The sequence below is a fragment of the Leptospira haakeii genome, from assembly GCF_002812045.1.
Taxonomy (GTDB): Bacteria; Spirochaetota; Leptospiria; order Leptospirales; family Leptospiraceae; genus Leptospira_B; species Leptospira_B haakeii.
In genome coordinates this window covers 64,738-79,661 of the sequence record NZ_NPEG01000012.1, presented here as the reverse complement: position 1 = coordinate 79,661, position 14,924 = coordinate 64,738, and the positions used below count along the sequence as shown (strand labels likewise).

12 protein-coding genes and 1 pseudogene are annotated in these 14,924 nt (G+C 38.9%); 7 read left to right on the top strand and 6 right to left on the bottom strand.

Annotation, left to right across the window (positions count from 1 at the left end):
* Nucleotide 1: 1 nt before the first annotated feature.
* The 3 genes from CH377_RS15750 to CH377_RS15740 form a co-directional block, all read right to left on the bottom strand.
* Nucleotides 2–2,074, bottom strand: a complete 2,073-nt coding sequence (locus tag CH377_RS15750; protein ID WP_100724712.1) for a carboxy terminal-processing peptidase — start codon at nucleotides 2,072–2,074, stop codon at nucleotides 2–4.
* 138 nt (nucleotides 2,075–2,212) lie between these two features.
* A complete protein-coding gene (locus CH377_RS15745; protein WP_100724711.1) occupies nucleotides 2,213–2,908 on the bottom strand; it encodes a Pr6Pr family membrane protein in 696 nt (231 codons plus the stop codon).
* Between the two features lie 49 nt (nucleotides 2,909–2,957).
* A complete protein-coding gene (locus CH377_RS15740; protein ID WP_100724754.1) occupies nucleotides 2,958–3,848 on the bottom strand; it encodes an AraC family transcriptional regulator in 891 nt (296 codons plus the stop codon).
* Between the two features lie 156 nt (nucleotides 3,849–4,004).
* Between CH377_RS15740 and CH377_RS15735 the strand changes: the two genes are divergently transcribed.
* The 4 genes and pseudogenes from CH377_RS15735 (at nucleotide 4,005) to rfaD (ending at nucleotide 8,894) form a co-directional block, all read left to right on the top strand.
* Nucleotides 4,005–4,757 (top strand): SDR family NAD(P)-dependent oxidoreductase, encoded by a 753-nt coding sequence (locus CH377_RS15735; protein WP_100724710.1) that lies wholly within the window; start codon nucleotides 4,005–4,007, stop codon nucleotides 4,755–4,757.
* Between the two features lie 244 nt (nucleotides 4,758–5,001).
* Nucleotides 5,002–6,133, top strand: a pseudogene (locus tag CH377_RS15730) (A/G-specific adenine glycosylase).
* A 22-nt stretch (nucleotides 6,134–6,155) separates the two neighbouring features.
* The gene (locus tag CH377_RS15725) at nucleotides 6,156–7,913 is read left to right on the top strand and encodes a UbiD family decarboxylase (RefSeq protein WP_100724709.1); all 1,758 of its coding nucleotides are present in this window, start codon (nucleotides 6,156–6,158) and stop codon (nucleotides 7,911–7,913) included.
* 12 nt (nucleotides 7,914–7,925) lie between these two features.
* Nucleotides 7,926–8,894 (top strand): ADP-glyceromanno-heptose 6-epimerase, encoded by a 969-nt coding sequence (gene rfaD, locus CH377_RS15720; protein WP_165780496.1) that lies wholly within the window; start codon nucleotides 7,926–7,928, stop codon nucleotides 8,892–8,894.
* Between the two features lie 35 nt (nucleotides 8,895–8,929).
* Here rfaD and CH377_RS15715 read toward each other — a convergent pair whose 3' ends face one another.
* The 3 genes from CH377_RS15715 to CH377_RS15705 all read right to left on the bottom strand — a co-directional run bounded on the left by CH377_RS15715 (nucleotide 8,930) and on the right by CH377_RS15705 (nucleotide 11,145).
* Nucleotides 8,930–9,232: an ArsR/SmtB family transcription factor gene (locus tag CH377_RS15715; RefSeq protein WP_008592190.1), complete on the bottom strand. Its 303-nt coding sequence runs from the start codon at nucleotides 9,230–9,232 to the stop codon at nucleotides 8,930–8,932.
* A 454-nt stretch (nucleotides 9,233–9,686) separates the two neighbouring features.
* Complete coding sequence (locus tag CH377_RS15710; protein WP_100724708.1) at nucleotides 9,687–10,457, bottom strand: SDR family NAD(P)-dependent oxidoreductase; 771 nt, start codon at nucleotides 10,455–10,457, stop codon at nucleotides 9,687–9,689.
* On the bottom strand, nucleotides 10,441–11,145 hold the full coding sequence (locus tag CH377_RS15705; protein ID WP_100724707.1) for a histidine kinase: 705 nt from the start codon (nucleotides 11,143–11,145) through the stop codon (nucleotides 10,441–10,443). Before CH377_RS15705 ends, CH377_RS15710 begins: the two co-directional genes overlap by 17 nt.
* 811 nt (nucleotides 11,146–11,956) lie before the next feature.
* Between CH377_RS15705 and recN the strand changes: the two genes are divergently transcribed.
* The 3 genes from recN to CH377_RS15690 all read left to right on the top strand — a co-directional run bounded on the left by recN (nucleotide 11,957) and on the right by CH377_RS15690 (nucleotide 14,869).
* Nucleotides 11,957–13,663, top strand: a complete 1,707-nt coding sequence (gene recN / locus CH377_RS15700; RefSeq protein ID WP_100724706.1) for a DNA repair protein RecN — start codon at nucleotides 11,957–11,959, stop codon at nucleotides 13,661–13,663.
* 131 nt (nucleotides 13,664–13,794) lie between these two features.
* Nucleotides 13,795–14,400: a MotA/TolQ/ExbB proton channel family protein gene (locus CH377_RS15695; protein WP_008592180.1), complete on the top strand. Its 606-nt coding sequence runs from the start codon at nucleotides 13,795–13,797 to the stop codon at nucleotides 14,398–14,400.
* Between the two features lies 1 nt (nucleotide 14,401).
* Nucleotides 14,402–14,869 (top strand): ExbD/TolR family protein, encoded by a 468-nt coding sequence (locus tag CH377_RS15690; RefSeq protein WP_100724705.1) that lies wholly within the window; start codon nucleotides 14,402–14,404, stop codon nucleotides 14,867–14,869.
* The last annotated feature ends 55 nt before the right edge of the window (nucleotides 14,870–14,924 follow it).

Here is a 14,924-nt window from a genome sequence, read left to right as displayed (position 1 = left end):
GCTATTTTCCCTCATTATAATTTATGAAGTCGTTAATTATGTTGTATGACTCTTCTACATATGGATCAGATTCGAGTCTATCTTTTTTGGATTTGAATATTTGGTTCTCTAAGCTACCGTTATGAATCGATTTTTTATCGAAAGAGGTTGCTTGAGAACTGAAAATTGAACTTTTGGAAACTGAAATTTCATTGATTTGAGTAATTACTTTCTCTCTTTCCTGATAGAATTCAAAAAACTCCTTGGGATCTAACGGGATTTCCTTAGGCTTAGACAGCCATTTTTTGGCCTTGTTTTGAACGGATTCAATCTTTTGAAAAAATTGATTTTTTTCAATTCGATCCGATGATTTGTTTTTCAAAGTACGAATCGGGAGTTCCGGTAGAATTTCATAACGAATCTCTTTGGAGATGGAGTTTGGGAGCAGGCTATTTTCTAGATCTGTTTCCCGAAGTGGAGAATTATTCCATTGAGGTAGTTCTATATGTGGCGTAACACCTTTTTGCTGGTGGCTTACGTTGTCTAAACCGTAATATAGTCCCGTAGTTAATTTTATTTTATCGATCTTGTATTTTCCTTCTTTGATGGCTAAGAATTTTTGTGAACTCGCCTTTCCGAATGAAGAAGATCCTACAATCAAAGCTCGATTATAATCCTTTAAGACATGGGACAGAAATTCAGGGCCAGACGCGCTCTGGTAATTCTGAAGAATTAGCAAGGGACCTGAATAAATTCTTCCCCTGTTCGGATCTTTCAAAATATTTAATTCCCGATTGCTATTTTCGCCTAAGAAAAGAGGGCCTTCGTCGATAAATAGCCCGGCTAGATCCATGGCCTCCTGAAGAGAGCCGCCGTAGTTGTCCCTTACATCTAAGATCAAACCTTCGATCGATTCGCGTTTAAGTTTTAAAATTGCTCTTGCTATATCTTCCGAACATCCAAGCTGATCGGTTTCAGAATCCGTATAGAAAGAAGGAAGATAGATATATCCGATCTTTTTCTCTCCTTCCAATACCTGGGTAAAGATGAAATCTTCTTCTTTATCCTTTTTCGTCTTTTGGAGTTGAATCCAAACCGTTTTTCCGGAAAGTTTTCTTACCTTGAAGAATGCTTTTCGAGAGATTTCTCGGTTTATTAAAATGTAAAGTTCGTCCGCAGAAATATCGGCGACATCCGTTCCTATATCAGAATTTAGCGAACTACGTATCTCTACTATTTTATCTCCTTTATGGATTTCTCCTGAATTCCAAGCGGCTCCGCCTGGATAGATTTCAGAAATACGTGTATCTCCATATTGGGAATGTTCAAATTCCAAGCCAAAACTTAAGCCTTGGTCCAGATCTGGAGATCTAAATTTTTTTCGAAAAGAATCAGAATAAAAACTACTATGGGGATCCAATTCTTTTAACATCGCGTCCAAATAGTCGGAGCCCAATGAATCAATCAGCTCAGCGGAGGAAGTCAAACTGTTCCTTAATCTATAGATCTCGAAGTTTAGAATAGACCTTCGGATCTTCTTTCTCTCTTTTTGAAAAGCTTTTGAGAACTCTTCGGGTGACTTATATTTTCCGATTTCGAAAAACTGTTGTAAGGTTTTACTTTCTATATAACTGGCCCATCTCTTTTTTAAGGAAGGTAAATCCTTTTGGTATTCGGTTTTGCCTTTCGTGTATATCTTAAACTCGTCATGGATTTCCTCAGAGTCTTGATCTAACATTTCCATAAATAAGGACAATCTATTGCGAAAATGAGAGGCGAATTTAATTGCTATTTCCCAAAGTGCAGGATTGAGTTCGGAAAAGTTTTGATGTTCTCTAAACATCGTAGAAAATTTCTGCATATCCTCTTTTAGATAGATCAATCCTTGAGGATCTAATTCGGAAAGAAAACGTTCTGAAGAGTTGAGGTAATATTTTCGATTAAGTAATTTTGCCTTTCCATAATGCTGTTCTTCTAAAATTTTTACAAGATGGGCAGCTTTGTCTGCCGGTGTAATTTCAGAGTCTGAAAAATGTGCTACTGGTAAAAGGACGAGGATAGAATAAAGAGCGAGTCTCTTATAGGCAAAACGCATAACTTACCCGATGCTGTAATATCTTAACATGGCTGCAAATCTTTTTACAGGATAAGTTATGGAAGGGGATTGCGAAATTTAAACTTCTTACTATTTCGAACTTGTATAATGATGAATCGGATCTCTATTGAAACTGATTCATTCTTTTGAAAAAGAAATTCTTCCAAATCTTGAAGATAGAATTCTATCGAACAAAGCCAAAAGGCCTGCGATTAACAAAAAGAGCACAAAGATCCCAACAATATTTATCGCCACTCCTGAATAACCAAGACGAGGGACATCCATAATATTATAGGGATACCATTCCATAATGGCGCCTCTGATCAGGGTAAATATTGCATAAGCGATAGGAAGAATAGCTGCTAAAAGAATTCTACGCAACGTGACCGTTTTTGCAGGTCCGAAGATAATCCAACCGACTACTGCGATTATAGGAGCGATATCATGCTCTAGTCTGCTCGCAGTATCTGCGATTATATCATTCTTAGGAACAGTTTGCAGGACAAAATTAAAAACAATTCCAGTGATCGTGATATCTATGACCCCTATCAAACGCCAAATATGAAAAGAAGAAGAAGTCCGATCCAAGTTTACTGCAAGAATTAGGGTAGTGATCCCTAAGATTAAATTGGATTGAGTGGTAAAGAAGGAGAATTGATTAAGTAAACTGTCTATTCCCGGACCGAATGTGCGAGTAAAGCCTGCGTTTGGCGGAAGAGAGGATTGGTGATGATAGGCATACCAAAGTTCTAGTAGAACACCTACAAAACATACTAAAGCTGTAGAAACAAATATTAAGCGGGCCAGAACTAGACTGAGTTTAGAGTTTTCCATCTGATTATTTCTCCGTTTAGAAAAACCGATCGCTGGATTCTTCTGAGTTTTAGAAGTTCGTCAATGCTATTTTTTCTCTAACGTTGGAAGCGTCTCTTATTGGAGAGTCTCCGAAAAATCTGGAATATTCTCTATTGAATTGGGTTACACTTTCATATCCAACTTCAAAGGCAGCGCGCGATGCGGAGTAGGCACTATGGACTAAAAGTTTTCTAGCTTCGAGCAGCCTAAGTTGTTTTTGGAATTGGACAGGGCTTAAACCTGTGATTTGTTTGAATTGTCTATGGAATGTAGTAACGCCTAATCTTGATTTTGCGGCTAAACGTTTTATTTCCATTGAGGTCATATAATTCTCTCGGATCCAACGAATTGCAGGATATATACTTGGTCCCTTTCCTTGGGTTTGGCAAAACTTTCTCAAACGCCATCCTTGAGGACCGAGAAGTGTTCTGTATAATATTTCTCTTTCGTAGATAGGTGCAAGTGCGGGTATATGTTCTGGGGTTTTCAAAAGACGAAGCATTCTTACCCAAGCTTCTAAAAACTCAGTTGAAGCTTCGCAAGCTACGAACTCATTATCCGTATTTTCTTCCGAAGGATCTTTAGGAAGGTCATTTAATAAATCCAGAATGGAGTCCTGGTCTAACTCAAGGCCCAAGGAGATATAAGGTCCATTTTTGCCTTGTTGTACTTTTCCTGTGGCAGGTATATCTGCGGAAATTACAAAATAGGAAGGTGCCTTTAACTGAATAGTTTGCTCTCCTATGGAGATTGTTTTGCCTCCTTGGACAACTAGTCCGATCATAGGCTCATATATAGCTGCTAACTGGTATTCGGATACTTCTCCCTTTATGAGTAATACTTTGGGAAGTTCCGTCCTGGTCGGTTTTGTGCTTGCTTGAATAGTGAGTTCCGCAAGCTCTTTTAGGATTTCCTTCATTCTACAATATATTAAAATAGAACCATATTTTCTAAAGCGAAATCTTAAGAACATTTAAATTTATTAATACTTCGGTAGGATTAGGCAATCAATCGGCATGATCTGATCTTTACGAAATTATAAAATCCTCTACGATCAAGGATATCGGAGGACGTTATGAAAGTAGCAATCGTCACAGGAGCAAGTAACGGTATAGGAAAAAATACCGCGATCGAATTAGGGAAAAGAGGGATCGGTGTGATCCTTACTTATCATTCGGATAAAAAAGGTGCTGAAGATGTCGTAAAAGAAGTTGAGAAGAATGGATCTAAGGCCGTTTGTCTTAAATTGGACCTAAGTCAAAAGTTTTCTTTCGAAAGTTTTACCGAGCTTGTAAAAAAGAACCTGGAAGAAATTTGGAAGAGAAAAACTTTCGATTACTTGGTAAATAACGGAGGCATCGGAGGAGGAATACCATTCACCGAGATCACAGAAGAATATTTTGACCAGATATTAAACACAAATTTCAAAGGGCCATTCTTCTTAACACAATATCTTGTTAGATTTATAGAAGATAATGGAAGGATCGTAAATACTTCCAGTTCTGCTAGTCATGGATCTTTTGTAGGATATTCGGCTTATGGAGCATCTAAAGCTGCATTGACTTCTTGGACAAAGTATCTGGCAAAAGAACTTTCTCATAGAAGGATCAGAGTGAATTCAATCTCCCCAGGTCCAGTTCACACAAATCTTGGAGGAGGCGCATTCGACAAACATCCAGAATATATCCAACCAATAGCGGACCAAACTGCTTTAGGAAGAATTGGAAGTCCGGATGATATTGCAAAGGTAATCGTAAATCTTTTATCAGATGAATTCTCTTGGGTGACTGCTCAGGACTTGGAGGTTTCTGGCGGATATTTGTTATAGGGGGAAGACCCGTTCAGGAAACTTTTGTAGGAGCTCCTACAAGTTTTTGAAGCTCCGAATGTGCTTGCTTATCAGAGGTTTTTGTGATACGGCTTGCCGATTGGAAGGAAACCGGGTACCACCAGCCAGCCCCCGCCCAGTAAGGGCGGGGAGATCTCACACACACAATTTTGTAGGAATTCCAACAAATCCGCTTCGAAAACTCCTTTTCTCCCTGGAGTAAAAGGCTTGGATAGTCAGATACATGCCCGCTGGTCTGAAACAAAAAGAAGTCAATCTTCCGACCTACGAATTCGATCCTAAAACGAATTTAAAACTTAGAAATTGGTTCGTTCAAGAAAAAAGAGACCTGGCATTTCGAAAAAACAGAACTCCTTATTCTACTTGGGTAAGCGAGATCATGCTGCAACAGACAAGAGTTGCAGCAATGCTTCCTCTTTACGAAAAGTTTATACATAGATTTCCAAAACCAGAAGATCTTGCGATCGCGGAAGAAGAGGAAGTATTTCGTTATTGGCAAGGACTCGGTTATTATTCCAGAGCAAAAAATCTTTTGGCTGGAGTTCAGAAATTGGTGAATGAGTTCGGTGGAAAATTCCCTAAAACCTTGGAAGAAGCTCTGTCCCTTCCTGGAGTTGGACCTTATACGGCGCGGGCCATTCTTTCCATTTCTTATAATCTACCCTTTGCAGTTTTAGATGGAAACGCAAAAAGGGTTCTCTCTCGTTTGGTCTTATTCAAAGAGTCGGGACCAAAGGCCGATCCAGCCTTACAAAAGATCGCGGATTCATTTTTGAATCTAGACTTTCCCGGAGACCATAATGAAGCGGTAATGGAATTGGGTGCTCGTGTTTGTATTCCAAAACCATTATGTAATGAATGTCCTCTTCAAAACGATTGTTTGGCATATCAGAATGGTGTCCAAGAAAGTATTCCGGAGATGGAAAAGAAAAAAAAAGGAAATCCTTTTGAATATTCGTTTTTATATACTAAAAACGAAACACGGAATACTTTTAATTCGTTATCCTGAGAGAAGATTTTTTAAAACAATCTATTCTTTACCTTTTTCCTTCGAAGGAAAAAATCCTTATGATTCTGATCCCGTTTTGGATTGGGACCTGAAACCTTCCGATTTAGGAATCAAATTTAAACATACAATCACTCATCATAAGATCCAAGGTTTTGTTTCGGAGACAGAGTTAGACACAAAATCAGAAAAGAAGCTGCTGGAGAATTTTTACAAAATTCGCCCTTCTATAGAGATTAAATACTGCAATTGGAAAAATTTGGAGACTGAATTCCCTTCTTCCATTTCAAAAAAAATCAAACAAACACTGGCAAAAGACGGAGCAGTTCTGCCAGGGTTAGAAAACTAAACTTGTAATAAAAAGGAAAACCATGAACATTCGATCCACTTCCGAATTTGTAAAAGAACTTTCTAAAAAAGGAGAACTTTTGGAGATCAAAGAAGAAGTGGACCCTATCTTGGAGATCGCTGAGATCCAGAGAAGGGTAGTTGCTAAAAGAGGTCCCGCACTTCTTTTCTCAAATGTAAAAGGATCCAAATTTTCCGTAGCTACCAATTTATACGGCTCAGAAAACAGGATAAAAATAGCATTCGGAGAAGATCCTGAAAAGTTTATTCAGAAAATTGCATATACTGCAAAACATCTAATGCCTCCCACTCCTAAAAAAGTATGGGAAGCTAGATCTCTGGCCTGGACAGCACTAAAGGTAGGTCTTAGAAAAGTAAACAAGGCTCCGATTTTGGACTCAGAGTTACAAAGTATTGAAGAATTACCTGCTTTAAAATCCTGGCCCAAGGACGCAGGAAGATTTATTACATTACCTTTAGTTTATACAGAAAGCCCCAAAACCGGAAAAGGAAATTTGGGAATGTATCGTATCCAATTCTATGAGCCTAAACTTACTGGGATGCATATACAGATCCATAGAGGTGGTGGATTTCATTATTCGGAAGCAGAATCAGAAGGTAATTCACTTCCTGCGCATATCTATGTAGGAGGACCACCTGCGCTTACAATCTCTGCAGTTGCACCTTTACCTGAAGAGATAAGCGAATTCCTTCTCGCCTCATTATTATTAGGCGAAAGACTAAGAGTGTTAAAAAACAAAAAGATTAGCCCGCTGCCAATCGTTGCAGACGCAGACTTTGCATTAATCGGAAAAATCCCTCCTAAGATCAGAAGACCGGAAGGACCTTTCGGAGATCATTATGGATATTATGCATTAAAACATGATTATCCAGTATTCGAAGTGGATAAAATTTACGCTAGAAAAGATGCAATCTGGCCGGCAACAGTTGTAGGACGTCCTCCTCAAGAAGATCATTGGATTGCAGAATATCTACAACATCTATTATCTCCTATGTTCCCGATCGTAATGCCTCAGGTAAAAGGGATTTGGGCCTACGAAGAATCCGGTGTTCATTCTTTAGCAGCAGCTATCGTAAAAGAAAGATATAAAAAAGAAGCATTCATGGGTGCTCTTAGAATTTTGGGAGAAGGACAGCTATCTCTCACTAAATTCCTGATCGTGACTGACCAGGATGTTCCTTTAATGGATTTTAAAACCACTTTCCTTGCGGCACTCGAAAGATTTCAACCGGAGACTGACTTACATATTTTCTCCAATATTTCTCAAGATACTTTGGACTATACTGGACCAAAAGTGAATGAGGGAAGTAAGGCAGTCCTACTTGGAGTTGGACCTAAAACCCAAAAACTAAAACCTAAGATCACTTCTAATATTAAAAATTCTAAATTCAAAAATCCGAAAGTATATTGTCCGGGAGTCTTAGTGGTTTCAGGACCAAAATACAAAAAAGGAGATGGATTATTGGAAACACTTCGCAAAGAAACGATAACCAAAGGATTTTTATTCGTATTCTTAGTGGATAATTCGGAAGAAGCAACAAAATCAGATCATGATTTTATCTGGAATGTTTTCACTAGATTCGAACCTGCAGCGGACATTTATGGAGATTCAAAAGTAATCCGTAATCACATTTCTTTCCAAGGTCCAATACTCGTGGATGCAAGATTAAAAACTTGGTATCCTCCTGTTCTAGAAGAAGATCCTAAAATCTCCAAACAAGTAGAGAATAGATTTGGTAGACTTTTGGATACAATTTAGGTAAATGGAAAAATGGGAATGAAACGAGTAATCGTTACCGGCGGAGCCGGACTGATCGGAAGTAATATAGTTAGACTTCTAAACGAGCAGGGGATTTCAGATATCCTAGTCGTAGACCATTTGGGTACTTCTTCCAAATGGAAAAATCTAAGAGGTTTGGAATATTCGGATTATTTGGAAAAAGAAGAATTCCTGCAAAAAGTCCAAACCACTGATATCTTAAAAGATTATTCTCATATCTTTCATTTGGGAGCTTGTTCTTCCACTACGGAAACAGATGCTTCTTATCTGATCCGGAATAATTATGAATATACCAAGATCTTAGCTGAGGAGTCTCTGCGTAGAAAGATCCAATTCTTATATGCTTCTTCTGCAGCAACGTATGGAGAAGGGCAATTCGGGTATGACGATAAGGCACCTATCCATCCACTTAAACCACTGAATATGTACGGATACTCCAAACATATGTTCGATCTGTATGCCTTAAGAAAAGGATTCTTAGATAAGATCACAGGAGTGAAATACTTCAATATATTCGGATTCGGAGAGGCTCATAAGGGAGACATGAGATCCGTAGTATTAAAAGGATACGAACAGATCTCTTCCGAGGGAAAATTGAAATTATTTAAGTCCTACCGCCCAGACTATAAGGACGGGGAACAAAAAAGGGACTTCTTATATGTCAAAGACGCAGCCAAGATTAGCCTATTCCTTTTAGAAAATAGCAAATTCGGTTTATATAATGTGGGAAGAGGCCAAGCAGAGACTTGGAATTCGCTCGCTTCCGCATTATTCAAGGCTTTAGGCAAACCGGAAAATATAGAATATATGGAAATGCCTGAAAGTTTAAAGGCAAAATACCAATATTACACGAAGGCAGAGACCCAGAAACTGATCTCGAGTGGTTACAAAGAAGGATTTACTGATTTGGAAACTGCGATTGCGGATTACGTGGATCTATTAAAAAAAGAAGAAGAATAAAAGGGGCCCTTTATAAGACCCCCCACAGCTATTAATTACTTAGAAAAGATCTGAAGTAAAGATTTTGCGAATGCTTTGAATTTTGCGTCTTTGATAGAGTAGAATACTTGATTAGAAACTTTTTTGCTTCCTAAGTATCCTGCTTCTTTCATTTTGCTTAAGTGTTGAGATGCAGCTGATTGGCTGATACCAAGTGCGTCTACAAGTTCTCCCACGCTGTGTTCTTTTCTAGAAAGATGGAGAAGGATTTTTAATCTGTCAGGATGAGCTACTGCTTTAAGTCCGCGGATGGTAGAATCCAGATGAGTTTTTTTAATTTCTAACTTTTGGGCTGCCATAATCTGCCTTCTGTTGTATTTGAATCCACTCTAACATAACCTTTGAAATTTACAAGGATTTCCGAAAAGTATCTCTATTTTTTGTAAAATTATAATTCGTGTAAATTATGATATAATTATGTAAATAAAATGGAAAATAATTTATTACCAATTGTAGATATAATAACCTCAAAGCTTAGATATATTGAATATTATAACTTTCAATCCTTCGAATATTAGAACCCTCTTACGTTTAGAAGATCCCAAAAACTCAATATTCTAATTTAACAATAAACTAAATATGTACTATTATAAAGTTTGAATTTGCCAGAATTCTAATTCAAGAAAACGTTTAGAAGAGTAGGTAAGCTTTCAGCCTAATCAAGATAGGCGAAATGAAATTATTGAAGGCAAAAGTGTGGAAGAATTAGGGAAAACTAATGGACTGAATAAATGAGTAATCGAAACAAAGGGGTCAAATTTTGACCCCTCCGGAAATTTCCAAAACGACTCCGTCTACCAGATCGTTTTGAGCGATGAATACCGCTGTGTTTGCAATTTCATCCGGTCTACCCAATCTACCGATCGGGATCAAAGATTCCCATTTTTTGAGAGCTTCCGGATTCATGTCTTTCATTACCATTTCAGTAGCGATGAATCCAGGTGCAATCCCTGCGACTCTGATACCGTAACGGCTGAGTTCCTTTGCCCATAATTTGGTCATGGCAGCCACACCCGCTTTTGCCGCGGAATAATTAGTTTGTCCGGGGTTACCGTGCATTGAAACGGAGGCGATAGGGATTATCACCCCTTTAGTACCGTTATTTACCATTTGAACCGCTGCTTCTCTACCTGTTAGGAATACTCCGGTCAGGTTTACATCGATTACAGCCTGCCATTCTGCCAAAGACATCTTGGACGCAACTTTACCAGTTTGTTTATCCGCTTTTATTAAGAGACCATCTCTTAAAATCCCGGCATTTAAAACTGCAATATCCACGGAACCAAAAGCGGAAACTGCTTTTTCCATGAGTTCAACAGCGTCTTTTTCCTTAGAAACGTCTGTCGGAACCGCGATTACCTTAGCACCTAGCGCTTCGATCTCTTTTTTGGCACCTGCAAGTTTCTCCTCGGAGATATCCGATAGAACGATATTGGCTCTCAATTTCGCAAAATGAAGGGCCATCTCTTTGCCTAAGCCTCCGGCAGAACCGGTAACTACGGCAGTCTTATTTGTGATTTCCAACTTGGTTGATTTCCTTACTTCTAATGGTTACGTAATTGTCGGTGAAAGGGATTTCTACCCTGGCGACAGTTTCTGCGGCGCTCGTTTGGATCCTAAAAAGGTTTGGATCAATATTCTCACTTTTGAGAAGTATCATGATGAGAGCGATCCCAAGACCGGCTCCTTCTGTATTGTCCATATTATCCATATAGAACTCGGCGATATCATTATATTCCATCGCCTTTCTCATTTTCTCCCTCATACGAGATTCTTCGATCTCGATCACGGGAGTATTATTAACTACTTCGACCACCAAACCTTCTGGGGCATAGGTAACTGAAATTTTGACAAAAACGCCTCTGGCAAGACAACGCTTCCCGTATTCATCGGCCATTTTTTCGGAGAAGTTCTGTTTGAACTGGGCCAGACCCTGGTCATAATGTTCATGATTTCGGATATCCAGACCAAGATCTTCGAAGAAAACCCTCTTTTGGTTGGCCTTCACACCGTTGATCGCCATTTCTTTGGTGATCGTATATAACATCTCTATGTATCTAGTCTGGCCTAATTTTTCCAGAACTTCCGTTAGAATACGTAAAACGTATTTTTCCAATTTGGAATTCATTCTGGAAGATTGAACGGAGATGCGGGAGCGGTTGAGGATGTAATCTGAGAGCTGGGCGTCTAAATCTTTGAAACTTTTTGCCATGCTCGTTCAGTCCTCTGCAGGGGTAAAAATCAATCCCAGTCTTTCCTCTAGGATGATTCATGCAATCAAAAATCAGCCAATCTCAGATCTCAAAAAGGATACAAACTTAAAGTTCGGGCCGCGTCCGATCCGGACTCGGATCCGGCTCGGACCAAGCTCTCGCCTCCGGTCAAAAAATCGTATTCACGATTTTGTGACCACGGCTCGATCTTTCGCGGGGTGGAGGAAGAGATTATTGTTTTATGTATACTTTGGAATCAATTGTTAAGTCTGTAGAGTTGATCGAATATGAATAACAATTTATGGCTATAGGAGAAGTGTAGATATTACCTTCACAAAATTCTCCGGAATCTAAGTCTAAATGCCATTTAAAGTAGAGGTAATCCAAATTGACAGTGCTACATGAGGAAACTTGTTTATATTCATAAATTGTTCTAACTGTATCATCGAAAATATAGGTGCTGGTAATTTGATGGCAGCTAAAAAGAAGGAAAAGGCAGCAAAAGAATCCAATTCCGAATGATGTATTCTCTGGTTTACACATGCTTATCAGGCCGACCATAGTGAAATTAACCCGACTTCAATTGATTTCAAATCCTTTTCATTTTAGAATATCACGATTTTATTAAATTAACCGTATCTGAATAATCAATTCCGGACCTATTCGCTATCAATTGTTTATTGTAGAATATGCTATGCCAAGGATCCCATTATAATAGCTTTTCCGCTTTTTTTAGAATACTATACAAAAAAATAGTTTACAAAAGTATATAAATATACGAATAGTATGTTATTATCAAGGGGGCAAATCATGCTTCAAACAATTACAATTCGAGACTTTGCATTAATTGAATCAGCCCAGATCGACTTAAGAGGTGGCTTAACTGCGATTACGGGAGAGACTGGTTCTGGAAAATCCCTCTTACTGGATGCTCTTTCTTCCTTGCTCGGGGGAAAGAGCAGTACAATGGATATCCGAACAGGCTCGGATAAATATTGTTTAGAAGCTGGATTTGATATTTCCCAAAATGCAAGTGCCAAAGTTTGGATGCAGGAACATGGATTTCCCTTAAACGGTTCCGTAATTGTGATTCGAAAAGAATTCACTCGAGACGGAAAAACAAAAATACAGATCAATCATTCACTTTCTTCTGCTCAGGTACTTCGAGGTTTAGGAGAGATTTTATCCGAAGTACATAACCAAAATGACCAGATTCTACTTTTGGACAAGGCCCAACAGTTGGATATACTGGATAGTTTTGCAGGTTTACATACTTTAAGAGGAGAAGTAAAGGAAGGATTCTTAACTTATAAAAGCCTCAAAAAAAGATTGGAAGAATTAGAATTATCTCATGCAGATAGAAATCGTAAAAAAGAGATACTTCAATACCAGATAGAAGAGGTTCATACTGCCAATTTAAAATTGGGAGAAGAGGAGGAACTAAGCAAGGAAGAAAACCTACTAGTTCACGGGGAAAAACTCGCGGAGAACCTAGATATAATCACCGGTTACTTACATGAAAGTGAATCTTCTGTTTTGGGGATTTTTCCCAAGGTCTTAGCTGCCTCCGATAAGATTAAAGTTCTGAATGAATCATTAAACGAAATGGATTCCGCCCTTAAGGAAGCATACGTTACGATTCGTGAGATAAATACTACTGCTCAGGACCAAAAGGAAGAGGTATTTTTCTCTCCGGAAAGGTTATCTCATGTACAATCCAGACTCGATCTAATCCAAAAATTGAAGAAAAAATATGGAAACTCAATTTCTGAAATTTTAGAAACTAAAAAAAAGGCAGAGGATGAACTTTCCGCCTTGGAACAGAATTTAGATTCTAAAACTTCTCTGGAAAAAGAAAAGAAAAAGGCAGCAGATAAGCTTACCCAGGCTTGTTTGCAACTTTCCAAATCTAGGCGAGAAGTATTAAACAAGTTCGAATCCAAACTCAAATCAGAGCTAGAAGTTTTGGGAATGAAGGGTGCGGGTTTACAAGTGGTGCTTCGTTGGGAAACAAGCCCAGAAGGAGAAGTTGAGGCCCAGGGAAAATCCTATTTGGTTAACGAATTCGGATTGGATCAGGCAGAATTCTATTTTAGTCCGAACCCTGGAGAAAAGCCAAGACCTCTTCGTAAAATTGCATCTGGAGGAGAAATTTCGAGAGTAATGTTGGCCATCAAAAGTGTGCTTGGTTCCAATTTTGACGGAAAAGTTTTAGTTTTTGATGAGATTGACTCCGGTCTGGGTGGAGAGATTGCTTCCGACGTAGCAAAAAAACTCAGAACCCTTTCTAAAACTCATCAAATCATATTGGTCACACATTTACAGCAGATAGCTGCGGCTGCAGATCATCATCTTCTCGTAAGTAAACGACTCAAAGAGGGAAGAACAGTCTCCGAAACTGAATTCTTAGGAATGGAGGAGAGAACCATGGAACTTGCGAGAATGATCGCGGGTCAAAATATCTCCAAAGGCGCTCTCCATCACGCTAAGGAATTGCTCAAAAAGAAGGCGGTATAATACGTCTTCTAATATTCGCTTTTTACTGGGGCAGAATTTGCTTCCGGTAAAAAGGAAAACTTCCTTTTAAAAATCGTTTGGCAGGGACAGCCGAGTTGGAAACCCTACTCCATGGAGAACCTCAAGCCGATATGATTCTTGCCAAAACAGATTCTTTGGTTTCCATTATTCCGCCGGAAACAGTACCTATTCTGATCCTTCTAGTTTCTATAGTAGGATTTACGATAATCATAGAAAGGCTGATCTTCTTCTCTCGTTGGAAGTCAATTACTCCTGATGATTGGAGAAGGGTAAAAGATCTACTCAGAGAAAAAAACTACGATTCCGCTTCCGATCTGATGAGAAGTCTGAGCCAAGGCCCAGTCTCTCAAGTTTTACAAGCAGGTATTACTCAGTTTAAGAAAAACGCATCTTCTGTGGATGATGAGATCCTTACACAAGGATTAAATCAGATCCAAAGAATGGAAAAATTCCTTTCTCCGTTAGCTACAATTGCAACTATCTCTCCACTTTTAGGAGTATTGGGAACAGTTCTTGGGATTATTCGTTCCTTTGCAGAGGGTTCTGGAACAAGAGGAGCGGAAGTAGGGATCAGTGAGGCATTGATCACTACAGCTATGGGACTTGCGGTTGCGATCCCGGCTTATATTTTCCATAACTTCTTCCAAAAGAAAAAAGAAGACGCAATTTCCGAAATGGAAAGTCTTTCCGAGCAGGCACTTAGGTTTTTAAAATAAAATGAAATTCAGAAAGTGGAATCGGGGAGAAGGCGGAAGTTTTAGGGCAGGCCAAATAGAGCTTGCACCTATGATCGACGTTATCTGTTTCATCGTAATTTATTTTTTGATGAACGCGACCTTGGAAAAATCCACAGTCGTAAAAATAGAACTTCCTAGATCTTCCAGCACTGCTCAGGAAAAGAAAAAGGACGAATTGGTGATCACTGTCAATAAGGACGGGAAAATTTTCCTAGATAAAGACACTGAACCTGTTCCTTTGGAAAAACTGACTGAAAAGATAAAATTGTTCAATGGCCAAAACCAGGGCGACGACAAAGATAAAAAAGAACAGAGTAAAAATCGGGTGATTATCAGAGGCGATGGTGGAGCGAATTACCAAACCATCGTCAAAGTGATCGATAAAGTGAACGAAGCCGGAGTTACAAGATTCAATCTTGCGATGGTTCGTCAACCGGGAGGTCAGTGATCCGCCCAGGTGGATCTAAAGACTTATTTCGAGAAAGGAAAACTGCCTCGAATTT